This window comes from Nocardioides sp. P86, from assembly GCF_023712465.1.
Classification (GTDB): domain Bacteria; phylum Actinomycetota; class Actinomycetes; order Propionibacteriales; family Nocardioidaceae; genus Nocardioides; species Nocardioides kribbensis.
In genome coordinates this window covers 213,201-237,363 of sequence record NZ_JAMAYE010000003.1, presented here as the reverse complement: position 1 = coordinate 237,363, position 24,163 = coordinate 213,201, and the positions used below count along the sequence as shown (strand labels likewise).

24 protein-coding genes and 2 tRNA genes are annotated in these 24,163 nt (G+C 72.2%); 8 read left to right on the top strand and 18 right to left on the bottom strand.

All coding sequences use genetic code 11. From position 1 onward, the window contains the following. Positions 1–171: 171 nt before the first annotated feature. Positions 172–876, bottom strand: coding sequence for a rhomboid family intramembrane serine protease (locus M3673_RS14585; protein WP_227488772.1), 705 nt, complete (start codon positions 874–876; stop codon positions 172–174). Between M3673_RS14585 and M3673_RS14580 the strand changes: the two genes are divergently transcribed. Further along, positions 866–1,042, top strand: coding sequence for a hypothetical protein (locus M3673_RS14580; protein ID WP_227488773.1), 177 nt, complete (start codon positions 866–868; stop codon positions 1,040–1,042). The genes M3673_RS14585 and M3673_RS14580 overlap by 11 nt on opposite strands. 128 nt (positions 1,043–1,170) lie before the next feature. On the opposite strand, the gene M3673_RS14575 is transcribed toward M3673_RS14580, so the two are convergent. Beyond that, a complete protein-coding gene (locus M3673_RS14575) occupies positions 1,171–1,683 on the bottom strand; it encodes a peptidylprolyl isomerase (protein ID WP_056865121.1) in 513 nt (170 codons plus the stop codon). Between the two features lie 165 nt (positions 1,684–1,848). On the opposite strand from M3673_RS14575, the gene M3673_RS14570 reads away from it, so the two are divergent. Then, on the top strand, positions 1,849–2,652 hold the full coding sequence (locus M3673_RS14570; RefSeq protein WP_251534486.1) for an apolipoprotein A1/A4/E family protein: 804 nt from the start codon (positions 1,849–1,851) through the stop codon (positions 2,650–2,652). Positions 2,653–2,779: 127 nt separating this feature from the next. Here M3673_RS14570 and M3673_RS14565 read toward each other — a convergent pair whose 3' ends face one another. The 5 genes from M3673_RS14565 to M3673_RS14545 all read right to left on the bottom strand — a co-directional run bounded on the left by M3673_RS14565 (position 2,780) and on the right by M3673_RS14545 (position 7,838). Beyond that, positions 2,780–3,835 (bottom strand): 1-acyl-sn-glycerol-3-phosphate acyltransferase, encoded by a 1,056-nt coding sequence (locus M3673_RS14565; protein ID WP_251534485.1) that lies wholly within the window; start codon positions 3,833–3,835, stop codon positions 2,780–2,782. Then, positions 3,832–4,683 (bottom strand): patatin-like phospholipase family protein, encoded by an 852-nt coding sequence (locus M3673_RS14560; protein ID WP_308196176.1) that lies wholly within the window; start codon positions 4,681–4,683, stop codon positions 3,832–3,834. Before M3673_RS14560 ends, M3673_RS14565 begins: the two co-directional genes overlap by 4 nt. A gap of 2 nt (positions 4,684–4,685) precedes the next feature. Next, complete coding sequence (locus M3673_RS14555) at positions 4,686–5,126, bottom strand: DUF3817 domain-containing protein (RefSeq protein ID WP_251534483.1); 441 nt, start codon at positions 5,124–5,126, stop codon at positions 4,686–4,688. Next, on the bottom strand, positions 5,123–6,133 hold the full coding sequence (locus M3673_RS14550) for an SURF1 family protein (protein WP_251534482.1): 1,011 nt from the start codon (positions 6,131–6,133) through the stop codon (positions 5,123–5,125). The genes M3673_RS14555 and M3673_RS14550 overlap by 4 nt, the downstream gene beginning before the upstream one ends. A 796-nt stretch (positions 6,134–6,929) precedes the next feature. Then, entirely contained in the window at positions 6,930–7,838 is a 909-nt protein-coding gene (locus tag M3673_RS14545; protein ID WP_056905106.1) for a hypothetical protein, read from the bottom strand. Between the two features lie 226 nt (positions 7,839–8,064). Here M3673_RS14545 and M3673_RS14540 point away from each other — a divergent pair, with 226 nt between their 5' ends. Then, positions 8,065–8,982 (top strand): HNH endonuclease, encoded by a 918-nt coding sequence (locus M3673_RS14540; RefSeq protein ID WP_251534481.1) that lies wholly within the window; start codon positions 8,065–8,067, stop codon positions 8,980–8,982. Between the two features lie 29 nt (positions 8,983–9,011). Here M3673_RS14540 and M3673_RS14535 read toward each other — a convergent pair. From M3673_RS14535 to dnaA, 11 genes are all read right to left on the bottom strand, one after another. Beyond that, positions 9,012–9,084: transfer RNA gene (locus tag M3673_RS14535), tRNA-Ala, on the bottom strand. Between the two features lie 68 nt (positions 9,085–9,152). Next, entirely contained in the window at positions 9,153–9,278 is a 126-nt protein-coding gene (locus tag M3673_RS14530; protein ID WP_228941994.1) for a DLW-39 family protein, read from the bottom strand. 73 nt (positions 9,279–9,351) lie between these two features. Then, positions 9,352–9,428, bottom strand: a tRNA-Ile gene (locus M3673_RS14525). 117 nt (positions 9,429–9,545) lie between these two features. Then, positions 9,546–10,136: a DUF3566 domain-containing protein gene (locus tag M3673_RS14520; RefSeq protein WP_056865115.1), complete on the bottom strand. Its 591-nt coding sequence runs from the start codon at positions 10,134–10,136 to the stop codon at positions 9,546–9,548. Further along, complete coding sequence (gene gyrA / locus M3673_RS14515) at positions 10,136–12,811, bottom strand: DNA gyrase subunit A (protein WP_251535274.1); 2,676 nt, start codon at positions 12,809–12,811, stop codon at positions 10,136–10,138. Before gyrA ends, M3673_RS14520 begins: the two co-directional genes overlap by 1 nt. A gap of 138 nt (positions 12,812–12,949) precedes the next feature. Continuing rightward, on the bottom strand, positions 12,950–15,133 hold the full coding sequence (gene gyrB, locus M3673_RS14510; protein WP_251534480.1) for a DNA topoisomerase (ATP-hydrolyzing) subunit B: 2,184 nt from the start codon (positions 15,131–15,133) through the stop codon (positions 12,950–12,952). Between the two features lie 194 nt (positions 15,134–15,327). After that, positions 15,328–15,933, bottom strand: a complete 606-nt coding sequence (locus M3673_RS14505) for a DUF721 domain-containing protein (RefSeq protein WP_251534479.1) — start codon at positions 15,931–15,933, stop codon at positions 15,328–15,330. Continuing rightward, on the bottom strand, positions 15,926–17,158 hold the full coding sequence (gene recF, locus M3673_RS14500) for a DNA replication/repair protein RecF (RefSeq protein ID WP_251534478.1): 1,233 nt from the start codon (positions 17,156–17,158) through the stop codon (positions 15,926–15,928). Before recF ends, M3673_RS14505 begins: the two co-directional genes overlap by 8 nt. Before the next feature lie 13 nt (positions 17,159–17,171). Then, on the bottom strand, positions 17,172–18,089 hold the full coding sequence (gnd, locus tag M3673_RS14495; RefSeq protein WP_193661711.1) for a phosphogluconate dehydrogenase (NAD(+)-dependent, decarboxylating): 918 nt from the start codon (positions 18,087–18,089) through the stop codon (positions 17,172–17,174). A gap of 58 nt (positions 18,090–18,147) precedes the next feature. Beyond that, positions 18,148–19,287, bottom strand: a complete 1,140-nt coding sequence (gene dnaN, locus M3673_RS14490) for a DNA polymerase III subunit beta (RefSeq protein WP_056865110.1) — start codon at positions 19,285–19,287, stop codon at positions 18,148–18,150. A gap of 461 nt (positions 19,288–19,748) precedes the next feature. Then, positions 19,749–21,182, bottom strand: coding sequence for a chromosomal replication initiator protein DnaA (dnaA, locus tag M3673_RS14485; RefSeq protein WP_374108209.1), 1,434 nt, complete (start codon positions 21,180–21,182; stop codon positions 19,749–19,751). A gap of 555 nt (positions 21,183–21,737) precedes the next feature. On the opposite strand from dnaA, the gene rpmH reads away from it, so the two are divergent. From rpmH to M3673_RS14460, 5 genes are read left to right on the top strand one after another with little or no spacing between them, the layout of a single operon-like run. Then, on the top strand, positions 21,738–21,875 hold the full coding sequence (gene rpmH, locus M3673_RS14480) for a 50S ribosomal protein L34 (protein ID WP_056156542.1): 138 nt from the start codon (positions 21,738–21,740) through the stop codon (positions 21,873–21,875). A 25-nt stretch (positions 21,876–21,900) separates the two neighbouring features. Then, positions 21,901–22,233, top strand: a complete 333-nt coding sequence (gene rnpA, locus M3673_RS14475) for a ribonuclease P protein component (RefSeq protein WP_251534477.1) — start codon at positions 21,901–21,903, stop codon at positions 22,231–22,233. Next, positions 22,230–22,499: a membrane protein insertion efficiency factor YidD gene (yidD, locus tag M3673_RS14470; RefSeq protein ID WP_056865107.1), complete on the top strand. Its 270-nt coding sequence runs from the start codon at positions 22,230–22,232 to the stop codon at positions 22,497–22,499. The genes rnpA and yidD overlap by 4 nt, the downstream gene beginning before the upstream one ends. Before the next feature lie 3 nt (positions 22,500–22,502). Then, positions 22,503–23,504 (top strand): membrane protein insertase YidC, encoded by a 1,002-nt coding sequence (yidC, locus tag M3673_RS14465; protein ID WP_193661713.1) that lies wholly within the window; start codon positions 22,503–22,505, stop codon positions 23,502–23,504. After that, positions 23,501–24,124 carry a protein jag gene (locus M3673_RS14460; protein ID WP_374108208.1) on the top strand — a complete coding sequence of 208 codons (624 nt, stop codon included), beginning with the start codon at positions 23,501–23,503 and terminating at the stop codon, positions 24,122–24,124. The genes yidC and M3673_RS14460 overlap by 4 nt, the downstream gene beginning before the upstream one ends. Positions 24,125–24,163 lie beyond the last annotated feature (39 nt).

The following is a 24,163-nucleotide window of genomic DNA, read 5'->3' as shown; positions in this document are numbered from 1 at the left end:
ACCACGGTGGTTGAGGAGCGAGCGCCAGCGAGCGTCTCGAAACCACCCGTACCCCGGTGGTTGAGGAGAGAGCCCTTCGAGACGCTCGCTGCGCTCGCTCCTCAGGAACCACGCCAGCGAGCGTCTCGAAACCACCCGCACCACGGGGGGCCGGAGAGGGCCGGGCTCGGCTCAGACGGTGAGCAGCCGCAGCACCACGGCGGCGGCGAGCACGGCGACGACGCCGGCGAGCCCGGCGGCCTGGACGACGGAGCGTCGGGGTCCGCGAGGCGAGTAGACGAGCACGGCGGCGACGGCGGCGCCGCCGAGGAAGCCGCCGAGGTGGCCCTGCCAGGAGATGTAGGGCACCGTGAAGGTGATCAGCGCGTTGAGGCCGACCCACAGCAGGATCTGCTGGACGTTGCCGCCGACCTTGTAGGCGATGACGAGCGTGGCGCCGAGCAGCCCGAAGATCGCGCCGGAGGCGCCGAGGGTGAGCGTGTTCTCGTCGGCCGCCCAGAGCACCAGCGTGGATCCGGCGAGCAGCGACACGAAGTAGAGCGCGAGGAAGCGGGTGCGGCCCAGCGCCACCTCGAGCTGCGGGCCAAGGGCGTAGAGGGCCAGCATGTTGAGCCCGATGTGGAGGATCGAGGCGTGCAGGAAGCCGTTGCTGAGCAGCTGCCACAGCGCCCCGTCGGCCACGCCGGGGGCGAAGTAGGCGCTGCTGGGGCCCGCGCCCTCGCACACCGCCTGCGTGACCCCGGGGAAGTAGCGGCCGTCGGGCAGCTCGCAGCGCCCGAGGGTGTGCTGGCCGAGGTAGGCGACCAGTTTGCCGGCGGTGCCGCCCGAGGCCAGGGCCATCAGGAAGACGACCACGTTGACGCCGATGAGCACCATCGACGTCGTCGACGCCTTGGTCGGGCGCAGCCCGCCGTACGCCGTGCGCCCGCTCCTGGTGCTCTTCGCCCCCTCCGCCACGCACGACGGGCACTGGAACCCGACGGCAGCGTCACGCATGCAGTCGGGGCAGATGGGCCGGCCGCACCGCTGGCACCGGATGTAGGTCTCCCGGTCGGGGTGCCGGTAGCAGGTGGGCACCCCGGTCTGGGAGGTCGGGTCAGCGGTCACGGCTCGGCCTGGTCGTGGTGTCGGAGCGGGGGCGAGGAGTCAGGAGCGGGCGTCGGGGAGGGCTCAGCCCTCGCGGATCTCCACCGACTCGAAGACGACGGGCTCCACGGGGCGGTCGCCCGGGCCGGTCTTCGTGGCGGCGATCTTGTCGACGACGTCGCGGGAGGCCTGGTCGGCCACCTCGCCGAAGATCGTGTGCTTGAAGTTCAGCCACGGGGTCGCGCCCACGGTGACGAAGAACTGCGAGCCGTTGGTGCCCGGGCCGGCGTTGGCCATCGCGAGCAGGTAGGGCTTGTCGAAGGTGAGCTCGGGGTGCGGCTCGTCCTTGAACGTGTAGCCCGGACCGCCGGTGCCGGTGCCGAGGGGGCACCCGCCCTGGATCATGAAGCCGGCGATGACGCGGTGGAAGCCGAGACCGTCGTAGAACGGACCGGTCTTGCCGTTGCCGGCGTCGTACTTCTTCTCGCCGGTCGCGAGACCGGTGAAGTTGGCCACCGTCTCCGGGGCGTGGTCGGGGAAGAGGTCGAGGACGATGTCGCCCTGGTTGGTCTTGAGGACCGCCTGCGGCTGCGCCATGACTGCCTTTCGCGCTGATTGGGTACTTCGGGGTGTGCGCTACGTGCCCACCCGTGCGGGACGATCCTCGCACGAGCCGCAAGAGCAGGCCCGTGCCGGCCGGGCTCGCACCGCCGCTGCGGGCGTGGTCTGATGGCTGAGCACCCGACGAGAGGAAGTGGCGCGATGCGTCTGCGCAAGAAGAAGACCCTGATCGAGCAGGCGGGTGACTACGTCGAGTCCGTGCGGCCCCAGATCGAGGCCGCCGTCTCCACCGCCCGCGACGAGGCCGTGCACCTGCTCGGCGAGGCCCGCGACAAGGCCGCCCCCTACGTCTCCGACGCGCGCGACAAGGCGGCCCCCTACGTCGCCGACGCCCGCGACAAGGCCGCCGAGCGCGCCGCCGACGCCCGCAGCAAGGCCGCCGACCTGAGCGCGGAGGCCCGCAGCAAGGCCGCCGAGCGTGCCGCCGACGCCCGCAGCAAGGCCGCCGAGCTGGGCGCGGAGGCCCGGAGCAAGGCCGCCGACACCGCCTCCTCCGTCTCCAGCGACGCCAAGACCAAGGCCGCGGCGCTCGGCGCCACCGGCACGGCGCTGGCCAGCAGCAAGGCCTCCGACCTGCAGGACCTCGCGCAGGCCAAGATCGCCCAGGTCAAGGGCGAGCCCGCCCCCTCGAAGGGCAGCAAGCTGAAGAAGCTGCTCCTGGTCGTCGTGCTCGCCGCCGTCGGCGGCGTCGTGGCCAAGAAGCTCCAGGGCGGCAAGCAGGCCGACAACTGGCAGTCCTCCTACGTGCCGAGCCCCGCTCCCGCGGCCCCGGCGACCCCGGCCTCCCCCGCCGCGCCGCTGGCCGGTGTCAGCGAGGACGACGCCGACGACGCCGCCGGCTCCTCGCCCGACGAGGCCATCGCCGACCGCGCCGAGGCCGCCCACCCCATCACCACCCCCGACGAGCCGGCCGAGGTCGTCGACCTCGACGGCGACAAGAAGTAGCACCCGGGGCCGCCCACCGCGGCCCGCACGACCCAGCACCGCCACGAGGGCGCCGGACCACCACGGTCCGGCGCCCTCGTCGCGTCCGGGCCCGGCCCCGGTCAGCGGCCCGCCTCAGCGGCCGGCGTCAGCGGCGACGGGCCGGCAGGTCCTCGGGGCGGTGCTCCTCGACCCAGGCGTCGATGCGCTCCCACCAGTCGTAGAGCCAGGCGATCTGCTCGTCGCGGTCGGTGGGGATCTCGGAGCGCGGCACCTGCCACCACCGCATCGTGATCCGCTTGTCCATCGGCAGCTCGCGCCACAGGTCGCGCACGCCGAGCACGTGGTCGAGGCCGGTGTGGGCCACCATCACCACGTCGGCCTCGGGCGCGGCCTCGAGGGCGGCCAGCAGTCCACCCGGCTTCGGTGCGAGCACGTGGAGCATCGCCTCGGCGCGGCCGGCCATGGCGTGCAGGCCGAGGCGGTGCAGCCGGGCGATGGCGCGCTCGCGCCGCTCGGGGGAGAAGTTGCCGCCCTCGGGGAAGATCACGAAGGCGTCGTCGCGGTCGAGGCCGGTGGCCAGCGAGGCGATCTGCGACTCCAGGTCCTCCCCGTCGCCGGGGCTGGGGGAGATGAAGCGCGCCGGCAGCCGGGTGAGCAGGCAGCCGATGACGGGGTCCCACGCGAGGGTGTCCTTGAGCACCACCCGCGGCTCCCTGTCGTACCAGTCCATGAGGGCGTGCACGAGGGTGAAGGAGTCACCCGGCCCGGCGTGGCGGCAGCACACGAGCAGCGGGTGGCCGGGGTGGGCGTCGGGCGCCGGCCCGACCGTGGTGATCGACAGGTGCAGCACCCGGCGCGCCTCGGAGAACAGCACCCACATCACGCCCTGCACGAGGTCGTAGTGGATCCCCTCGAAGTACGGCGTGCGCAGGCGCCGCCCGAAGCCCGACGAAAGCCACAGCCCCAGCAGCACCGCGAGCAGCACCGTCTCCATGGTCAGGTAGACCACCGCCAGCCAGGCCAGGCGCAGCGCGCGCCAGCGCCCGGGCACCCACGGCGAGACCGCCGCGGCGCCGAGCAGCCACAGCGGCAGGGCCAGCCAGAGGACCGCCGTCAGGCCCACGACGAGCGGGGCCACGAGGCCCAGGCGCAGCAGGCGGGTCGCCCCGGCGGGCAGGCGCCGGCGACCGGGCGTGCTCACGTCAGGTGCTCGCGCAGGTAGTCGCGGGAGGCCTCGTAGGTCAGCTGCACCCGCGTCTCCACGTCACGGAAGTCGCTGCCGGCCCGCAGCCCGTCGTCGCGGCTGCTGGTGCCGCGGGCCGGGAGCACGTGGGCCTCCACCCCGGCGGGCAGCTCGGCGAGCTCGCGGGTGAAGCGGTGGCGCCGGGCCACCTCGAAGGACACCCGGGCCACCTCCCAGGGCCGCCGCGGCGGGCGCAGCGGGCGGTCGAAGCGACCGACCTGCAGCACGAAGACCCGCGTCGCGCCCAGCTGGTGGGCGCGCGCCAGCGGCACGGAGTTGACGATGCCGCCGTCGAGGAAGTGCTCCCCGCCCACGCGCGCAGGCGGGAGCAGGCCCGGCACCGCGGCGCTGGCCATCACCGCGTCGACCACCGGACCGGAGTCGAACCAGTGCTCCGCCGCGCGCTCGATGCTGGCCGCGCACACCTGCAGCGGCACGGCGAGCTCGGCGAAGGTGACCTCGCCCAGCTCCGCGCGCAGCCGACGCTCCAGCGGACCGGCCGACCACAGGTGGGTGCCGCTGGCCACCGCCCGCCGCACGCTGCGCAGCGGGCGGTCGCCGAACACCGCCTCCTCGCGGGCACGCCGTACGCCGCTCGTCGCGCCGGCCGCGGCCTGCCACAGCCCGGTGAGGTGCTCCACGACGTCGAGGGTGGGCTCGCGGGCCACCAGGGCGCCGTTGAGGGCGCCGACGCTGGTGCCGAGCACGAGGTCGGGGCGCACACCGTGCTCGAGCAGGGCCCGGAGCATGCCGACCTCGACGGCGCCCAGGGCGCCGCCCCCGCCGAGGACGAAGGCGGTGGTGATGCTCAGGCCACCGGGTCGGGCACGGTGAGCGCGCGGGTCGCGCGGGTGGCGCGGCGCTCGGCCCAGAAGCTCAGCAGCGGCACGGTGCCGCACAGCAGCGTGACGACGGTGAAGCCGGGCTCCCAGCGCGCCTTGCGGGCCAGCAGGAAGGCGGTGACGAGGAAGATCATGTAGAGCCAGCCGTGGGCGACGCCGAGGTACTCGGTGATGTCCTCGCCCACCTGCTGCACGCCCGAGCCCGGGGTGACCAGCTCGGGGGTGCCGGGGATGAAGCCCCACATCGAGCTGCCGTCGAAGTTGGCCAGGGGCACGCCGACCAGGATGAGCACGACGAGCAGCACGCCCACGACGCTGGCCATGATCCGGTAGCGCAGCAGTGTGCCGCGCACCTCCGACTCGGTCAGCGTGGTCGTGCGGCGGGACGAGGCGGATGCGGTGCTCACGGCTTCGACGGTACCGGGTCGGCCACCGGCCGCGTGCCCGCTCCCGGGGCGGAGGCGTCGTCGGTGTCGGCCACCTCACCACCCCCGGCGCGGGCGGGCTCGCCGGGGCCCGGGGCGGGGTCTCCCCCGGGCTCGTCACCGGGTCCGTCCCCGGGCTCGTCTCCGGGGCCGCCTCCAGAGCCGTCGCCGTGTCCGTCCTCGTCCAGGAGCTCGGCCTCGTCCTCCGGCTCCGCAGTCACCTCGCGCACGTAGCGCCACCACACGAAGGCCGCGAAGGCCGCGAAGATCCACCACTCCAGGGCGTAGAGGAAGTTGCGCAGCCCGGTGAACCGGTCGGCGGCCGGCAGCTGCTCCAGGGTCGCGGCGGAGAGGCCCTCGGTGCCGTCGTTGACGGCGGTGTCGCCGGTGGGCCAGTCGCCGGGGGCCACGTCGGTGGCAACGACGCCGTAGGCGCCGTAGAGGTCCTGGTCGACGCGCTGGATCAGGTCGGCGGTGCGCACCTGCGGGATGATGTCGTCGCTGCGGTCGGTGTCGGCCTCGCCGGTGCCCTCCGCGGGCTGCAGCCAGGCGACCATCTCGGCCGCGCCCTCGGGCGGCGCGGGCGCCTCGGCCGGGTCGGCGGTCCAGCCCCGCACGATCGGCAGGGCGGGGGCGTCGCCCGCGCCCGGCTCGTCGGCGGCGTCGACCGGCCCGATCGCCAGCGGCGTCACGACCCAGTAGCCGTCCTGCCCGTCGAGCTCGCGACCCGAGACGTAGACGGTGCCGTCGGGCACCCAGACCCCGCTCACCACCACCGGCTGCCCAACCTTGTCACCGGGGAACCGGTCGTCGGCCCCGATCACGTCGGCCAGCGGCTCGGGGTCGAGCCGGGTCAGGTCGGAGGCCTCGGCCGCCCGCTGGGCCTGCCAGGAGTCGAGCTGCCACATGCCCAGCCCCGACGCCGCCACGATCGCGGCGACCCCCAGGGCGTGCACGCCCCACAGGCGCGGGGCGAGCGGCGACGACACGCCCCCAGTCTACGAAGCCCCCCACGCCGCACCGCCCCGACGAGGCCGGGCACCCCGCTCCCCCGTGACCCACGACTCAGCCCCGCTGGTCGAGGAGGGAAACCCACACCCGCACGGTGGTTGAGGTGGGAGCGCCAGCGACCGTCTCGAAACCACCCCACCCTCACGGTGGTTGAGGAGGGAGCGCCAGTGACCGTCTCGAAACCACCCCACCCTCACGGTGGTTGAGGAGGGAGCGCCAGCGACCGTCTCGAAACCACCCCACCCGCACGGTGTTGGGGATGGAGCGCGAACCACCGGCGCTCCCATGGATCGTCACGTCGTGACCCGTCGGCGCCCGAGTAGTCGGTGGAGGTCTCGAGCACCCGGCCCCGGACGGCCGGTCACGGCAAGCGCCGCCGACCGGCCACGCGGGGCTGCCTCGCGTCCCCAGCCGGGTCGTCCGAGAAGTGGCGGCATACGACCGGTCGACGGCCGCCGCAGGTGTCGTCTCCCGCCAATTCCCGCACGAACGGCCCCCGCGAGCGCCGCCGACCGGCCACGCGGGGCTGCCTCGCGTCCCCAGCCGGGTCGTCCGAGAAGTGGCGGCATACGACCGGTCGACGCCCGCCACAGGCGTCGTCTCCCGCCACTACGCACGCTCGGCCACCACGAGCGCCGCCAGCACCGGCCCCGCCACGCGGGGCTGCCTCGCGTCCCCGGCCGGACCGCGCGAGGAGTGGCGGCATACGACCGGTCGACGCCCGCCACAGGTGTCGTCTCCCGCCACTCACCGCACGATCGGCCACCGGGCCGCTCAGTCGCAGGAGGCGACCGGCACGTCACCCGAGGCGACCAGGTCCGCCGCCGCGGGCGGGTCGCTGAGCCGGAAGCCGATGCGCCCCGTCGAGGGGTCGGCCACCCCGTCGGTGAAGCTGCGCGCGAAGCTCGTCGAGGCCTCGGCCACCTCCAGCCGGTCGAAGAGGTCGGCCCGGTCGGGGCCCAGCGTGGCCGTAGCCAGCCCGCCCTGGAAGGACATGGCCCACACCTGGAGGTCGTCCAGCCCCGACACGTCCGCCCCGTCGGGGTCGAGGCAGCCCCGGGCGAGGTAGGTCGAGATCGCCGGCGCCCCGACCAGCGCGACGACCGCCGGGTCGTCGGCGTACGAGCCGCCGGAGGCGTCGAGCCCCTGCACGATGACGCTGTCCTCGGCCACCACGCTCGCCCCGGCCAGCGGGCCCACGCCCGCCTCCACCGCGCGGGTCAGCGCCTCGGGGTCGACGACCCGGTCGATGCCGAGCACGAAGCCGGTCTCGGTGCCGTCCTCGGCGAAGACGTGGGCCTCCCAGGTGACGTCGGCCTGCCCGAAGCCGAATCGCTGCACGAGCTGCTCGTCCACCGGCAGCAGGGTGCCGTCGGTGAGCGCCGCGGTCTCGGCCGTCGTACGCCGCTCGAAGGCCGCCCGGTCGGCCGCGGGGTCCTGCGAGGTCGGGTCCTCGACACCCAGCTGCACCGCCACGCGGGCGAAGTCGGTGACCTCGAGGCGTGCCGCGTCGGCCGGCACATAGGGCAGCGCCAGCACCGCGGGCTCCGGCACGCCGCCGGCGACCACCGTCTCCACCGCGGCGGGCGGCGGCTGGTCAGCGTCGGGCGGCGGGATCTCCTCGGCGCACCCGCCGAGCAGCAGGGTGGCCGCGCAGACGGCGAGAGTCAGGCGGGGAAGCACGCGCGGCAGTCTGCCACCCGACCACCGTGGGCGGGCCGAGTCCGCCGAAGTCCGCCCAGCGCGTCGCTGCCCGTGGCCACCCCTCCGACGGCAGCGTCAACCGGGTGTTTCCCGTGGAACATCGACGCTCCGATCCACCTCCTCCGACCGTTCCCGAGACGTAGAAGCACGCCGGGTCTCGTCGCGGTCGCCCCCGCGGGGCGGACGAAGCTGCCACAATCCAGCGGTGGACCCCGACCAGCGGCTACGAGAACTGGCGGTTCGGCACGCCGCCTTCGCCTGGCTCGACCGGCAGCGAGCCGCGGGCAAGGAGGTCTTCAGTCAGAACGACACCAGTGAGCTGTCCCTGGTTGGAGAGACCGTGCGCCTGATGCCGACTCAGCAGGGGATCTGGAAACCCGGTCACCTCGCGGCCGCGCTGTCCATCCGCACGGTCTACCGACCCGAAGGAACTGACCGGCCGTACGACGACGCCGTAGGGGCCGACGGTTTCTACCGGTACAAGATGCGCGGCGACGATCCCGGTCACTACCAGAACCGGGCGCTACGCGAGGCGATGAACGCGCGCCTCCCGCTCATCTGGTGGCTCGGCGTGCAAGGAGGCGGGTACAGCGCGCTGTATCCGGTTCACCTGGTCGACGAGGAACCCGTCGCCCTGCAGTTCGTGGTCGACATCGATGCCGTGCCCCAGACGGACATCGTCTGGCCCGCCGCCGACCTCGAGCTCGACCCGGCCTATCGCCAACAGCTGACGCGCATCCGGCTCCATCAACGCCCGTTCCGCGCGGCGGTGCTCCGGGCCTATCGCACGTCCTGCGCGATCTGCTCCTTCCGGCACGGTGACCTGCTCGACGCAGCGCACATCCATGAGGACAGTGCCGGTGGCCGTCCGGTGATCACCAACGGCCTCACGCTGTGCAAGATGCACCACGCGGCCTACGACAGAAAGATCTTGGGCATCACCCCCAGCCACGAGGTCAGGGTCAACGCCGCCGTTCTGGAGGAAGTGGACGGGCCGATGCTCCGTCATGGGATCCAGGAGTTCCACGGCAAACGCCTCATGGTGCTTCCCGATCGACGCAGCCAGCACCCCGACTCGGAGTTGCTCGAGGCTCGCTATCAGGCATTCCTCGACGCCAGCTGAACTACAGCAGCTGACGCGGTCTCGATCGGTGGAGCCTAGGGGACTCGAACCCCTAACCCCCTGCTTGCAAAGCAGGTGCGCTACCAATTGCGCCAAGGCCCCGTACGGCGTGAGCCGCGGGTGTGGCCGCGGGGGCCACCGGGTGGATCAGTCGGTGGGAGGCCGAGGCCTCAGGAGCGGGCGACCGGGTCGGTGGCCTCGGCCCACAGGGCCTGCTCCGAGCGGCTCTCGTCGAGCTTGCGCTTGGTGAGGACGGCTCCGGCGGCGGCGAGGGCCAGCAGGACGATCTTCTTCACGGTGTGCCTCCGCAGTGGTGGGGCGATCGGTGACTCCGGCTGCGCCTCGTGGAGCGGGAGGCGGTGGTCGTGCTGGTGGGCCTAACAGGACTTGAACCTGTGACCTCTTCCTTATCAGGGAAGCGCTCTAACCGTCTGAGCTATAGGCCCTCTTCCCGACCTGGATCGGGGTGGACGCCGGGCGACCGAGGCGTGACGTTACCCCACCGCGCCGGGCCGGGACAAAACGGGCCGCGGCCGGTGGTCCGGCCGCGGCGCCGCGAGGTGTCAGTTGTCCTCGGAGAGGGTGACCTCGATGCCGCCGAGCAGCGCGGCGGCCATGTTGTAAAGGAACGCGCCGAGGGTGGCGACGGCGGTGATCAGCACGACGTCGATGGCGGCGACCAGCATCGTGAAGCCCAGGACGCGGGAGGTGCCGACGTAGTTCTCGACGTCGAAGTCGCCGGCCTCCTGGCCGCCGATCATGTTGCGCACGGTCTCGTTGATGGAGTCCCACACGCCGGCGGCGCCGAGCACCGACCAGACCATGAGCACCGAGACGACGGTGACGACGGCGAAGGCGATGGCCAGCAGGAACGACGTCTTCATCACCGACCAGGGGTCGATGCGGGTCAGCCGCAAGCGCGCCCGCCGCGGGCCCCGGGAGGGAGCGCCGCCGGCCGCCGGGGTGACGGTGGTGCCCGTCGCCTTGGCCTTCTTCTCCTGCGTCATCGAGGAGAAGGCCGACTGCACCCGGTCGGTCAGCGCCGGCCGCGTGGCGGTGGCGTCGGGGTCGTCGGCGGCCCTCGCGCCGGAGGCGCTGCCCCCGGGCTGGGGATCGGTGCGGGTGGCGCCCCGCTCGGCGGGTCGGTCGGTCATCAGTCCTCGCCCTCTCCGTCGTCGGTCGCGGAGGTGGTCTCGTCGGCGGCGCCGTCGACAGCGGCGTCGGCGACATCATCAGCGGTGGCGTCCACGTCCTGCGACGCGTCACCGGCTTCGATTGTTGCATCCGCGTCTGCATCGGCCGACTCCTCGACCTGCTCCTCCACCTTGGCCTCGACCGAGCGGGCCACCACGGCGACCGCGTCACCGGCCTTCGGGCCGACGAACTTCACGCCCATCGTGGAGCGGCCCGTGGGGCGGAACTCGTCGTTGACGGGGCTGCGCACGACCTGGCCGCTCTGGGTGATGGCCATGATCTCGTCACCGTCCTCGACGATGAACGCACCGACCAGGCCACCGCGGTCCTCGTTGGCCAGCGACATGGCCTTGATGCCGATGCCGCCGCGCGACTGCAGCCGGTACTCCGAGATCCGGGTGCGCTTGGCGAAGCCCCCGTCGGTGATGGTGAAGACGTACTGCGGCTTGACCTCCTCCACCTGCTCCGGGGAGGCCTCGACGTCGGGGGCGTCGAGGTCGGTCTCGGTGTCGAGGCCGGCGGCCATCTCCGCGGCCACCTGGGCCGCGCGGATGACCGACATCGACAGCAGCGAGTCGCCGTCGCGGAACTTCATGCCCGAGACGCCCGAGGTGGCGCGGCCCATCGGTCGCAGCTGGGTGTCGTCGGCGCGGAAGCGGATCGACTGGCCCTTGCGGGAGACCAGGAGGATGTCGTCCTCGGAGCCCACCAGCTCGGCGCCGATCAGCTCGTCGTCGTCCTCGCGGAAGTTGATGGCGATGACGCCGGCCTGGCGCGGGCTGTTGTAGTCGCCGAGGCGGGTCTTCTTGACCAGCCCGCTGCGGGTCGCCAGGACGAGGTAGTCGGCCTGGTCGTAGTCGCGGATCGCGAGCACCTGGGCGATCGACTCGTCGGGCTGGAACGACAGCAGGCCGGCCACGTGACCGCCCTTGGCGTCGCGGGAGGCCTCGGGCAGGTTGTAGGCCTTGGTGCGGTAGACCCGGCCGGCGGTGGTGAAGAAGAGCAGCCAGTGGTGGTTGGAGGTGGCGATGAAGTGCTCGACGACGTCGTCGCCGCGCAGCGTCGCGCCGCGCACGCCCTTGCCGCCACGCTTCTGGGTGCGGTACTGCGCCCGCTGGGTGCGCTTGGCGTAGCCGCCGCGGGTGATGGAGACGACGAGCTCCTCGTCGGGGATCAGGTCCTCCATCGACAGGTCGCCGTCGGCCGCGATGATCTGGGTGCGCCGGTCGTCGCCGTACTTCTCCACGATCTCGCCCAGCTCGTCGGAGACGATCTGACGCTGGCGGGTGACGTTGGCCAGGATGTCCTGGAGGTCGGCGATGGTCAGCTCGATCTCGGCCAGCTCGTCGATGATCTTCTGCCGCTCCAGCGCGGCCAGGCGGCGCAGCTGGAGGTCGAGGATCGCCATGGCCTGCACGTCGTCGATCTCGAGCAGCTCCATCAGCCCGTCGCGCGCGTCGGCGACCTCGGGCGAGCGGCGGATCAGGGCGATGACCTCGTCGAGCTGGTCGAGGGCCTTGGCCAGGCCGCGCAGGATGTGGGCGCGCCGCTCGGCCTCGCGCAGCAGGTACTCGGTGCGCCTGCGGATGACCTCGACCTGGTGCTCGACCCAGTTGCTGATGAACTGGTCGATGCTCAGGGTGCGGGGCACGCCGTCGACCAGGGCCAGCATGTTGGCGCTGAAGTTGGTCTGCAGCTCGGTGTGCTTGAGCAGGTTGTTGAGCACGACGCGGGCCACCGCGTCGCGCTTGAGCACGACCACGAGGCGCTGACCGGTGCGGTCGGAGGTGTCGTCGCGGACGTCGGAGATGCCCTGGACCTTGCCGGAGTCGGCGAGCTCGGCGATCTTCAGCGCGAGGTTGTCGGGGTTGACCATGTAGGGCAGCTCGGTGACCACCAGGCAGGTGCGGCCCTTGGCGTCCTCGTCGACCTCGATCACCGCGCGCTGGGTGATCGAGCCGCGACCGGTGCGGTAGGCCTGCTCGATGCCCTGACGGCCGGTGATGAGCGCGCCGTTGGGGAAGTCGGGGCCCTTGATCCGCTCGATGAGGGCGTCCTGGAGCTCCTCGCGGCTGGCGTCGGGGTGCTCGAGGGCCCAGCGGGCGCCGGCGGCGACCTCGCGCAGGTTGTGCGGCGGGATGTTGGTGGCCATGCCGACGGCGATGCCGGCCGAGCCGTTGACCAGCAGGTTGGGGATGCGCGAGGGCAGGACGACGGGCTCCTGCGAGCGACCGTCGTAGTTGGGCTGGAAGTCGACGGTCTCCTTCTCGATGTCACGGACCATCTCCATGGCCAGCGGCGCCATCCGGCACTCGGTGTACCGCATGGCCGCGGCGGAGTCGTTGCCCGGCGAGCCGAAGTTGCCCTGACCGTTGATGAGCGGGGCGCGCATCACCCACGGCTGCGCGAGGCGCACCAGGGTGTCGTAGATCGCGGTGTCGCCGTGGGGGTGGTACTGACCCATGACGTCGCCGACCACGCGCGAGCACTTCGAGAAGCCGCGGTCGGGGCGGTAGCCGCCGTCGAACATCGCGTAGAGCACGCGGCGGTGCACCGGCTTGAGGCCGTCGCGCACGTCGGGCAGCGCGCGCCCGACGATGACGGCCATGGCGTAGTCGATGTAGGCGCGCTGCATCGAGGTCTGCAGCTCGACGGGCTCGATGCGCCCCCCGGGTCCTCCGTCGGAGGGAGGGGTGCCGTCGGTCGGGGTCTGGGTCACGTGTCTCGGTCTCTCTGGTCGGTTCTACCGGAATCTAGCGATCTCGCGAGAGAGCTAGATATCCAGGAATCGGACGTCCTTGGCGTTGCGCTGGATGAAGGAGCGCCGCTGCTCGACGTCCTCGCCCATGAGGATCGAGAAGATCTCGTCGGCGTGGGCGGCGTCGTCGAGGGTGACCTGCAGCATCAGCCGCTGGTCGGGATCCATGGTCGTCTCCCACAGCTCCTTGGCGTTCATCTCGCCGAGGCCCTTGTAGCGCTGGACCGGGTTCTCCTTGGGCAGCTTCTTGCCCGCGGCCTGGCCCTCGCGCAGCAGCGCGTCGCGCTCGGCGTCGGAGTAGACGAACTCGTGCTCGGCCGGCTTGTTCCACCGCAGGCGGTAGAGCGGGGGCTGGGCCATGTAGACGTAGCCGCCCTCGATGAGGGGGCGCATGAAGCGGAAGAGCAGCGTCAGCAGCAGCGTGTTGATGTGGTGGCCGTCGACGTCGGCGTCGGCCATCAGCACGACCTTGTGGTAGCGCAGCTTGGCGGGGTCGTACTCCTCCTGGATGCCGGTGCCCAGGGCGGAGATGATCGACTGCACCTCGGTGTTGCCCAGCACCTTGTCGATGCGGGCCTTCTCGACGTTGAGGATCTTGCCGCGGATCGGGAGGATCGCCTGGATGCGCGGGTCGCGGCCCTGGCGGGCCGAGCCGCCGGCCGAGTCGCCCTCGACGATGAAGACCTCGCACTCCGCGGGGTTGGTCGACTGGCAGTCCGAGAGCTTGCCGGGCAGTCCGCCGCCGCCGAGCAGGCCCTTGCGGTTGCGGGCCAGGTCGCGGGCCTTGCGGGCGGCGAGGCGGGCCGACTGCGCGGCCTGGGCCTTGCGCACGATGTCCTTGCCCTCGGCGGGGTTCTTCTCCAGCCAGTCGCCGAGCTGCTCGTTCATCAGGCGCTGCACGAAGCCCTTGGCCTCGGTGTTGCCGAGCTTGGTCTTGGTCTGGCCCTCGAACTGCGGCTCGCCCATCTTGATCGAGATGATGGCGGTGAGGCCCTCACGGATGTCGTCGCCGGAGACGCGGTCCTCCTGCTTCTTCATCAGGCCCCACTCGAAGCCCCACGTGTTGACCAGCCCGGTCAGCGCCGCGCGGAAGCCCTCCTCGTGGGTGCCGCCCTCGTGGGTGTTGATGGTGTTGGCGAAGGTGTGGACCGACTCGGTGAAGCTGGTGTTCCACTGCATCGCGACCTCGAGCGACATGTGGTTCTCCACCGACTCCGGGGTCTCGGCCTCGAAGGAGATGACCGTCGGGTTGGCGGCGGTCTTGCGGCGGTTGAGGTGCTCGACGTAGTCGACCAGGCCGCGGTCGTACTTGAAGACCTGCTCCAGGCCGCCGGCATCGCCGCGCTTGATCGCGTCGTGGCCGGCGTCGTCGATGCCGCCCTCGTCGTCGGGGTCGACGGTGTTGTCCTCGACCGCGTCGGCGACGTCGCTGGCCGCGGGCCGCTCGTCGCGCAGGACGATCTCGAGGCCCTTGTTGAGGAAGGCCATCTCGCGGAAGCGGGCGGCGATGGTCTCGAGGGAGTACTCGGTGGTCTCGAAGATCTCCGGCGAGGCCCAGTAGGTGACCGTCGTGCCGGTCCGCTCGCCGGGCTCCATCGCGCGGACCTGCTCCAGCGGGCCGTCGGGCACCCCGATGGTGAAGGACTGGCGCCACAGGTGGCCGCGGTTGCGCACCTCGACGACCAGGTGGGTCGACAGGGCGTTGACCACGGAGACGCCGACGCCGTGCAGACCGCCGGAGACCTTGTAGCCGCCCCCGCCGAACTTGCCGCCGGCGTGGAGCATGGTCAGCGCCATCGTGACCGCCGGCATCTCCTGGCCCGGGGCGGTGTCGGTGGGGATGCCGCGCCCGTTGTCCTCGACCCGGATGGCGCCGTCGTCGGTCAGCGTCACGACGATGCGGTCGCAGTAGCCCGCCAGCGACTCGTCGACCGCGTTGTCGACGATCTCCCAGATCAGGTGGTGCAGGCCGCGCACGCCCGTGGAGCCGATGTACATGCCCGGGCGCTTGCGCACGGCCTCGAGGCCCTCGAGGACCTGGATCGCGGAGGCGTCGTACTCGACGCCGTTGGGCGGCTGGGGGGCTGTCGTCTCCGGGATCTCTGCCTGGTTGTCCTCGGACACGTCCACCTCTTCAGACTCCGGCTCCGCGAGGAGCGTGACATGAGCAGGGTCGCGCGAGGCGACCCAGGGGCCCATGATAGCCCGCTGAGGGCCTCTACTCACGCAGGCGTCCCCAGCCGGGGGTCCTCACTGTGGAAAAAACCGCCCTGAGCGCTCCCTGAGGGCCTCGTGGAGCGCACGGGAGGGGGTCGGACAGGGACGGGTACGCCGGAGCCGCTCCGTGGGGCGCCGAGCGGCGCCGAGCGACGCAGGCGCGACGCGGCCGCGGGTCAGCCGTAGGTGTCGCGCGGGCCGCGACCGTCGCGCACCGAGCGCGGGCCCTTCTTCCACGTCGGCCCGTGGGGGCCGAGCACCTCGATCACCACGACCGTGCCGTGGCCCAGCTCCTCGTTGAGCCGGCGCACCAGCGTCGGCGCCAGCAGCTTGAGCTGGGTGGCCCAGGCGGTGGAGTCGGTGCGCACGACCAGGCGCCCGTCGGCGAACGACTCCGGCGTGCAGTGCGAGGAGACCTCCTGGCCGACCAGCTCGGGCCAGCGCCCGAAGACGCCGTGCACCCGCAGGTCGAGCTCCCAGCCGTGGTCGCCCACGAGCCGCGCCAGCGTGGCGTCGAGCAGCTGGGGGTCGCGGTCGTCGGGGTGCGAGCCGCTGACCCGCCCGCCGCTGCCGCGGTCGCGGCGCGGCTTGCGCCGGCGCGCCGCCGACGTCGTGCCGGCCGTGGCCCGTGCGATCGCCCGGGCCAGCTCCAGCCCGTCGGGGCGGTGCTCCGGCTGCTCGTCGGGCTCCGCCGCGGTCGGGCCGTCGGAGGAGGCGGGGCCGGCGGGCCGCTCGGGGCGGTCCGGTCCGCGGGGGTCGGCGGGGTCGGTGGGGTCAGGCATCGTCGCGGCGTACCTTCCCCTCCCCCACCAGGAACCTCGCCCCGGCCAGCGCGGCCGGCACGTCGGCGGCGACGGCCGCGGTCACCAGGACCTGCTCGGCCCCCGCGACCAGCTCGGCGAGCTGCGCCCGCCGCTCGGTGTCGAGCTCGGCGAAGACGTCGTCCAGGATCAGGATCGGGTCGTCGCCGTCGGAGCGCAACAGGTCGTAGGAGGCCAGGCGCAGCGCCAGCGCGAACGACCACGACTCGCCGTGGGAGGCGTAGCCCTTCACCGGCAGCCGCGGCCCGCCGCTGGTCGGGGCCTCCTCACCGGCGCCGGGGTCGGCGTCGGCCGCCTCGTCGGTCGAGGCGCCGGTCGAGGGACCGGCGCCGTGGCCGATCGTGAGCAGCAGCTCGTCGCGGTGGGGTCCCACCAGCGAGACGCCGCGGTCGAGCTCGTCCTTGCGACGCCGCTCCACCTCGGCCAGCAGCGCCTCGGCCAGCTCGGGCTGGGTGCGGGCACCGCCGAGCTCGAGGCTGGGGCGGTACTCGATGTCGGCGTCGTCGCGGCGCGCGCCCCGCGCGACGGTCGCGTACGCAGAGCCGACGTAGGGCCGCAGCTGCTCGACCAGCGCCAGCCGCTCGGCGAGCAGCTCGGCGCCGGTCGTGGCCATGTGGGAGTCCCAGACGCCGAGCGTCGACAGCGCGCCCTCCTGCGCCGAGCTGCCGCGGCGCGCGGCTCCCGCGGTCTTGAGCAGCGAGTTGCGCTGGCGCAGCACCCGGTCGTAGTCGGAGCGGACCCCGGCCAGGCGCGGGGTGCGCAGCACGAGCAGGTCGTCGAGGAACTTGCGCCGGTCCGAGGGGTCGCCCTTGACCAGCGTGAGGTCCTCCGGCGAGAAGACCACGGTGCGCACCAGGCCGACCAGGTCGCGGGCCCGCGGCAGCGGGGAGCGGTTGATGCGGGCGCGGTTGCTCCTGCCGGGGTTGAGCTCGACCTCGAGCACCGCCGTGCGCCCGTCGCGCACGACGGCGGCCCGCACGATCGCCTGCTCCGCGCCGGCCCGGATCAGCGGGGCGTCGCTGGCCACCCGGTGCGAGGCCAGGCGCGAGAGGTAGTCGATCGCCTCGACCAGGTTGGTCTTGCCCTGGCCGTTGCGGCCGATGAAGGCCGTGACGCCCGGCTCGAGCGCGACGTCGGCCGCGGGGTAGGAGCGGAAGTCGTGGAGGGTGAGGTGGGAGACGTACACCCGGCGGCCGGGCCTAGCCGCCGCGGACGTCGGGGTTGGCGTCGCCGCCGACGGGGGCCTCGGTGTGCACGGCGTGACCGCCGAACTGGTTGCGCATCGCCGCGATCGCCTTCATCGCCGGGCTGTCGTCCTGGCGCGAGGTGAACCGGGCGAAGAGCGAGGCGGCGATGACGTTCATCGGCACGGCGTTGTCGATCGCCGCCTCGACCGTCCACCGGCCCTCGCCGGAGTCGTCGGCGTAGCCGCGCAGCTGGTCGAGGTGGGTGTCGTCCTCGATGGCGGCGACGAGCAGGTCGAGCAGCCACGAGCGGATGACGGTGCCGGAGCGCCAGGAGTCGAAGACCGCCGGGACGTCCTCGACGAGGTCGACCTTCTCCAGCAGCTCCCAGCCCTCGGCGTAGCTCTGCATCATGGCGTACTCGATGCCGTTGTGGACCATCTTGGCGAAGTGGCCCGCGCCGGGCTTGCGGCCGGCGTGGACGAAGCCGCCCTCGGCGGGCTTGAGGGCGTCGAGGGCCGGCTGGACCTTGGCGACGTCCTCGTCGGAGCCGCCGCACATCAGCGCGTAGCCGTTCTGCAGGCCCCACACACCGCCGGAGACGCCGCAGTCGACGAAGCCGACGCCCTTCTCGGCGAGCATCGCGGCGTTGGCCTGGTCGTCGGTCCACTTGGAGTTGCCGCCGTCGACGACCAGGTCGCCCTCGCCGAGCAGCTCCCCCAGGGCCGCGACGGTCTCGCGGGTGGGGTCGCCCGCGGGCACCATCACCCACACGACCTTCGGCGAGGGCAGCTGCTCGACCATCGAGGCCAGGCTGTCGGCGTCGGCCAGGTCGGGGTTGCGGTCGTAGCCGACGACGGTGTGGCCGGCCTCCCGCAGGCGCGAGCGCATGTTGCCGCCCATCTTCCCGAGTCCGACGAGTCCGATGTCCATGAGTACCTCCGGGTGCGCGGGCAGGGGTGGGCCCCGGCGGGGGCCGAGGGGTGGTGGGTCAGGAGAGCAGGCGGCGCGGCATGAGCAGGTAGCGGAAGCCGGTGTCGGTACCCGCCTCGGCCGGCGACCCGCTGATGACGACCGGCTTGGCGGCCTGGGTGAAGGCCAGCTCGACGATCGGCTCGTCGATGGCGCTCAGCCCGTCGAGCAGGAACTGGGGGTTGAAGCCGGTCGTGATGTCGTCGCCCTCGATCTGGGCCTCGATCGACTCCGAGGCCTGCGCCTCGTCGCCCGACCCGGCGTCGAGGGTGAGCACACCGTCGCTGAAGGCCAGCTGCACGGCGGTGTTGCGCTCGGCGACGAGCGAGACGCGCTTGACCGACTCGATCAGCGCCGCCTTGTCGACCTTGGCCACGGTGAGGTGCTCGCTGGGGAAGAGGCTGCGGACCTTGGGGAACTCACCGTCGAGCAGTCGCGTCGTCGTACGCCGCACCCCGCCCGGCGCCGCGCCCTCGAAGCCGATGATGCCCTCGCCGCTGCCGCTGGCGGCCAGCGCGATGACGACCTCGCTGCCGGCGGTCAGCGACTTCGCGGTGTCGCCGAGCACCTTCGCCGGCACCAGAGCCGCGAGGGTCTCGTCGGGGGTGCGGGGGTCCCAGCCCAGCTCGCGCTGGGAGAGGCGGAAGCGGTCGGTGGCCAGCAGCGAGATGCTCGAGCCGTCGATCTCGAGCCGCACGCCGGTCAGCACCGGGAGCATGTCGTCGCGCCCTGCCGCCGTGACGGCCTGGGCCACCGAGTGGGCGAAGACGTCGCTCTGCACCGTGCCGGTCGCCGCGGGCATGTCGGGCAGCGACGGGTAGTCGGCCACCGGCATGGTCTGGAGGCTGAAGCGGGCCGAGCCGCAGGTGAGGGACACCCGTGAGCCGTCGAGCACCATCTCGACCGGCTTGGCCGGCAGGCTGCGGCAGATGTCGGCGAGCAGCCGGCCGCTGACCAGGGCGCGGCCCTCGGTGGTCACGTCGGCCTTGAGCGTGGCGCGGGCCGAGGTCTCGTAGTCGAAGGTCGAGAGCACCAGGCCCTCGTCGTCGGTCTCGATCAGCAGGCCGGCGAGGACGGGGACGCTCGGACGGACCGGCAGGCTGCGGGCAGCCCAGGCGACGGCATCGGCGAGCACGTCGCGTTCGACGCGGAACTTCACGGTGTGTCCTTCGGGTGCGGCTGGGCTCTGGGGGGCTGATCCTGCCACGTCGTCCCGGCCGCTGGGAGTCCGGTGCGTCCTGTCGTGCTCCGTGCACCGGGTGCTCGCCCTGCGCTCATCGGTCCGTCACAGGCGCCGGGCGGAGGAGTTGTGCACAGGCAGGGGGGTCGGAACATGTTCACGGAGGATCTGGACGTCTGGAGGTACGGAGGAGTCATAGCAGCGGTGGAATCTGTGGACAGCCAGCGTCTGTGCAGGTCAGGCCGCGTGGCGCTCGCTCACAGGCCCTGTGCACGACGCCGTGGAACCACAAGGACCGGTGTGCAGTCGCGGGCGGCCGGTGAGTTCCGTCCACCGCTCGTCCACAGCCTCTCCCGGCGATGCGGGGCCGGCGCACAGGCGGCTCCACATCACACAACGGTGTAGTTCACCCGCGCACCGACGAGGTGGCGACGGGCGGATCAGACCTGACGGGCCTGCATCTTCACGCGGTTGGTGAGCTCGCTGACCTGGTTGAAGACGGCCCGGCGCTCGGCCAGCAGCTGGTTGATCTTGCGGTCGGCGTACATGACCGTGGTGTGGTCGCGGTTGCCGAACTGCGCGCCGATCTTCGGCAGCGAGAGGTCGGTGAGCTCGCGGCACAGGTACATGGCGATCTGGCGGGCCATGACGAGGTGCCGACCGCGCGAGGGGCCGGTGAGCTCCTCGATGGACAGACCGAAGTACGCCGCCGTCTGGGCGATGATCAGCGCCGCGGTGATCTCGGGCTCCCCGCCCTCGGGGATCAGGTCCTTCAGCACGATCTCGGCCAGGGTCATGTCGACCTCCTGGCGGTTGAGGTTGGCGAAGGCCGTCACCCGGATCAGCGCGCCCTCCAGCTCGCGGATGTTGGTCTGGATCTTCGAGGCGATGAACTCCAGCACGTCCGGCGGCGCGGTCAGGCGGTCCATGGCGGCCTTCTTGCGCAGGATCGCGATGCGCGTCTCGAGGTCGGGGGGCTGGACGTCGGTGATCAGCCCCCACTCGAAGCGGTTGCGCAGCCGGTCCTCGAGCGCCTCGAGCCGCTTGGGCGCGCGGTCGGAGGTCAGCACGATCTGCTTGTTGGCGTTGTGGAGGGTGTTGAACGTGTGGAAGAACTCCTCCTGGGTCTGGGTCTTGCCCTCCAGGAACTGGATGTCGTCGATCAGCAGCACGTCGACGTCGCGGTAGCGCCGCTTGAAGCGGTCCTGCCGGTCGTCGCGGATCGCGTTGATGAACTCGTTGGTGAACTCCTCGCTCGACACGTAGCGCACCTTGGCGCCGGTGTAGAGCGAGCGCACGTAGTGGCCGATGGCGTGGAGCAGGTGGGTCTTGCCCAGCCCGGAGTCGCCGTAGACCAGCAGCGGGTTGTAGGCCTTGCCGGGAGCCTCGGCGACAGCGACGGCCGCCGCGTGGGGGAAGCGGTTGGACGAGCCGATGACGAACGTCTCGAAGGTGTACTTGGGGTTGAGCCGGGTCTCCAGCGCGCTCGTCTGGCGGCTGCCCGCCTGCTCCACGACGGGGGCGGGCTCGGCGCGCCGTGTGTCTATGTCGACATGTCGATCAATGGTCTCGACCGGGGTCGGGTCGGGACTGGTGGGGCGGGGCTCGTCCTCGAGCTGCGGGTTGACCGTGACCGCGATGCGGATCTCCCGGCCGAAGGAGACCGTGAGGGCGTCCTCCAGCTGACCGCGCAGCCGGCCCTCGAGCTGCCCGCGCGTGAAGTCGTTGGGCACCGCGATGATCGCCGTGTTGCCGTGGAGGGTCACCGGCTCGCTGGCGTTGAGCCAGGCGCGCTGGTTGGGCTGCAGGTCCGCCACCACCGAGCGCCAGGCCGGGCCGAGCTCCGGGGGCGTCTGGTCCACGTCTTGGTCCACGTCCTTGCCGCCTTCTGGTTGACCTTCTGGTTCGGCCCTCCGAAGGGGACCTCGGCCCGGGCGGGCCGCACGGTGCTCTGCTTCTCCACACCTTTGTCCACAGGTTGTGAAACTCCGTCGCGACCTCGTCGTCGCCGCGGTGCCGAGGCGCCGGGTGCGTCCGCCCTCCGCAACGTCTTCGCAGGTCAGAGGGGTGATGCGGGGGTGCTGCGGCGCGGTGCTCCGGTGCTGGCCACCTCGTCGGAGCCGTGGGTGCACGGGTCGTCGGAGACCGAGAACGTAACGCGGTGCGCGAGCCCCGAGCAAGACGTCATCCACAGGCTGGGGCGACCCCGTAGGCTGAGGGCGCCCGAGGGTTTGACCCTGTGGAATTCGAACGCGTACCGTTTGCCGGTCATCCGGCGTCGACGGGTGCCGCATGTCCAGGTCCTGCAGTGGACCTGGGTGGGCGGTGCCAGCCGACAGGTGCGTCGGGGCCCCGGTCCGCCGGGCGCTCCCGGGGTCCGGGCTCGCAGAGCCGTTGACCGCCAGTCCCTTGAACCGAAAGAGAAGCTCGTGAGCAAGCGTACGTACCAGCCGAACAACCGTCGTCGCCACAAGGTGCACGGGTTCCGCCTGCGCATGCGCACCCGCGCCGGCCGGTCGATCCTCTCCTCGCGCCGCCGCAAGGGCCGCAAGAGCCTGGCCGTCTGAGCCTGACGACGGCCTCGGCCACCCGGTGCTCCCCCGCGACCACAGGCTCCGCGACTCGGACTCGTTCCGACGCGCGGGGCGTGGTCGGCGCGCGGGGAGCCGCACGCTCGTGGTGCACCTGAGCACCCCGGACGCCGCGGGTCCGGCACGGGTCGGCTTCGTCGTCAGCAAGGCCGTCGGCAACGCCGTGGCGCGCAACAGCGTCAAGCGGCGTCTGCGACACCTCGCCCGGGAGCAGCTCGACACGCTCCCGGGCGCTGCTGTGCTCGTGGTCCGTGCGCTGCCGGCCGCCGCGGGCGCCCCCAGCGCGGAACTCCGCTCCGACCTCGAGCGTTGCCTCCAGCGGGTGATGGCGTGAAGTACCTGCTCATCGGCTTCCTCCGGCTCTACCGCGCGGTGGTGAGCCCGCTCTACGGTCAGGTCTGCCGCTATCACCCGTCGTGCTCCGCCTACGCGCTGGAGGCGGTGACCGTGCACGGCAGTGCCCGCGGCAGCTGGCTCGCGGCCCGGCGTGTGGCACGGTGCCACCCGTGGGCCGCCGGCGGCTACGACCCCGTGCCACCCTCTGTCCGTCCCACCCGCCGCTCGGCGGGACCCGTCTCGACATCCCAGCAAGGAGCCTGATCGGTGGGCGCAATCGGCGACTTCTTCACCTTCATCGCGACCCCGCTCTACTACGCGATCTCGGGCGTGCTGATCCTGTGGCACAAGCTGTTCACGGCCCTGGGTCTCGACCCGGCCGGTGGTGCCTCGTGGGCGCTGTCGATCGTGGGCCTGACGCTGGTGATCCGCGCGGCGCTGATCCCGCTGTTCGTCAAGCAGATCAAGTCCAGCCGCAACATGCAGCTGATCCAGCCCAAGGTCAAGGAGCTGCAGAAGAAGTACGGCCACGACCGGGAGCGTCTCGCGCAGGAGACGATGAAGCTCTACAAGGACACGGGCACCAACCCGTTCGCCTCGTGCCTGCCGATCCTGCTGCAGATGCCGATCTTCTTCACCCTGTTCCACCTGCTCAACGAGGCCGCGAAGGACTACACGGCCCGCGGCTTCCTGACCAGCACGCTGGCTCGTCAGTTCGGTGACTCGAAACTCTTCGGGTCCATCCCCCTGGCCGACAGCTTCTGGGGCTCGGGCGTCTGGCGCGAGGGGGGTGGCGACCTCAGCGTCATGCTCTTGGCGCTCTTCCTGGTGCTCGCCATGACCGCCACGACGTTCTTCACCCAGCGTCAGCTGATGAGCAAGAACATGCCTGCCGACGCCCTCTCGGGGCCCTACGCCCAGCAGCAGAAGCTGCTGCTCTACGTCCTGCCCGTCGCCTTCGGCCTCGGCGGCGTGGCCTTCCCGATCGGCGTGCTCCTCTACTGGACCACCTCCAACCTGTGGACCATGGGTCAGCAGTTCTACGTCATCCGCAACAACCCCGCGCCCGGCACGCCGGCCTTCGCGGCCAAGGCCGACCGCGACAAGGCCAAGGCCGCCAAGCACGGCACGGTCGTCGAGGAGGTGGAGGCGCCCGTCGAGGAGCCCCGCCGTCCCGCCGTGCGGCAGCAGCCCAAGAAGACCACGAAGCAGCAGCGCAAGTCGGGCGGCAGCAAGCCCGGCGGCGGCACCCAGGGAGGCAAGAAGTGACGCAGGAGTCCGCCCAGCAGGAGGCCCTCGAGGGCGAGGAGCAGGCCGCCTCGGCCGACGACGCCCGGACCTCGACCGTCGCCGGCGTGGAGGAGGTCACCCACGACCTCACCGCCCAGGCGGCCCAGGGGCCCGGCAGCGAGTCGTCGGCCGCCGAGCGTCGCCTGGCCGAGCTCGAGGCCGAGGGCGACATCGCCGCCGACTACCTCGAGGAGCTCCTCGACATCGCCGACCTCGACGGCGACCTCGACATGGACGTGGAGGGCGACCGGGCGTCGGTCTCCATCGTCGGTGCCGACCTCAGCCAGCTCGTCGGGCAGCGCGGCGAGGTCCTCGACGCCCTGCAGGAGCTGACCCGTCTCGCGGTCTACCGCGAAACCGGCGAGCGCTCGCGTCTCATGCTGGACATCTCCGGCTTCCGCGCGCAGAAGCGGACCGAGCTGGAGGCCCTCGCGGCCGACAGCGTGGCGCAGGTGCGCGAGTCCGGGGAGCGTCTCTCGCTGCAGCCGATGTCGCCCTTCGAGCGCAAGGTCGTCCACGACGCCGTCGCCGAGGCCGGGCTGTCCTCGGAGTCCGAGGGTGTCGAGCCCCGGCGCTACGTGGTGGTGCTGCCGGAGTGATCGTCCACTCCCCCGCCTGCGGTCGGGCCGCCTCGGTGG

Bases quoted from the DNA above. Each gene is read 5' to 3' on its own strand.
- M3673_RS14580 (WP_227488773.1), top strand. From the start codon at position 866: ATGAGCACCATCGACGTCGTCGACGCCTTGGTCGGGCGCAGCCCGCCG.
- M3673_RS14585 (WP_227488772.1), bottom strand. From the start codon at position 876: ATGGTGCTCATCGGCGTCAACGTGGTCGTCTTCCTGATGGCCCTGGCC.
- M3673_RS14575 (WP_056865121.1), bottom strand. From the start codon at position 1,683: ATGGCGCAGCCGCAGGCGGTCCTCAAGACCAACCAGGGCGACATCGTC.
- M3673_RS14570 (WP_251534486.1), top strand. From the start codon at position 1,849: ATGCGTCTGCGCAAGAAGAAGACCCTGATCGAGCAGGCGGGTGACTAC.
- M3673_RS14520 (WP_056865115.1), bottom strand. From the start codon at position 10,136: ATGACCGACCGACCCGCCGAGCGGGGCGCCACCCGCACCGATCCCCAG.
- gyrA (WP_251535274.1), bottom strand. From the start codon at position 12,811: ATGCAGCGCGCCTACATCGACTACGCCATGGCCGTCATCGTCGGGCGC.
- gyrB (WP_251534480.1), bottom strand. From the start codon at position 15,133: ATGGGCCCCTGGGTCGCCTCGCGCGACCCTGCTCATGTCACGCTCCTC.
- M3673_RS14505 (WP_251534479.1), bottom strand. From the start codon at position 15,933: ATGCCTGACCCCACCGACCCCGCCGACCCCCGCGGACCGGACCGCCCC.
- gnd (WP_193661711.1), bottom strand. From the start codon at position 18,089: ATGGACATCGGACTCGTCGGACTCGGGAAGATGGGCGGCAACATGCGC.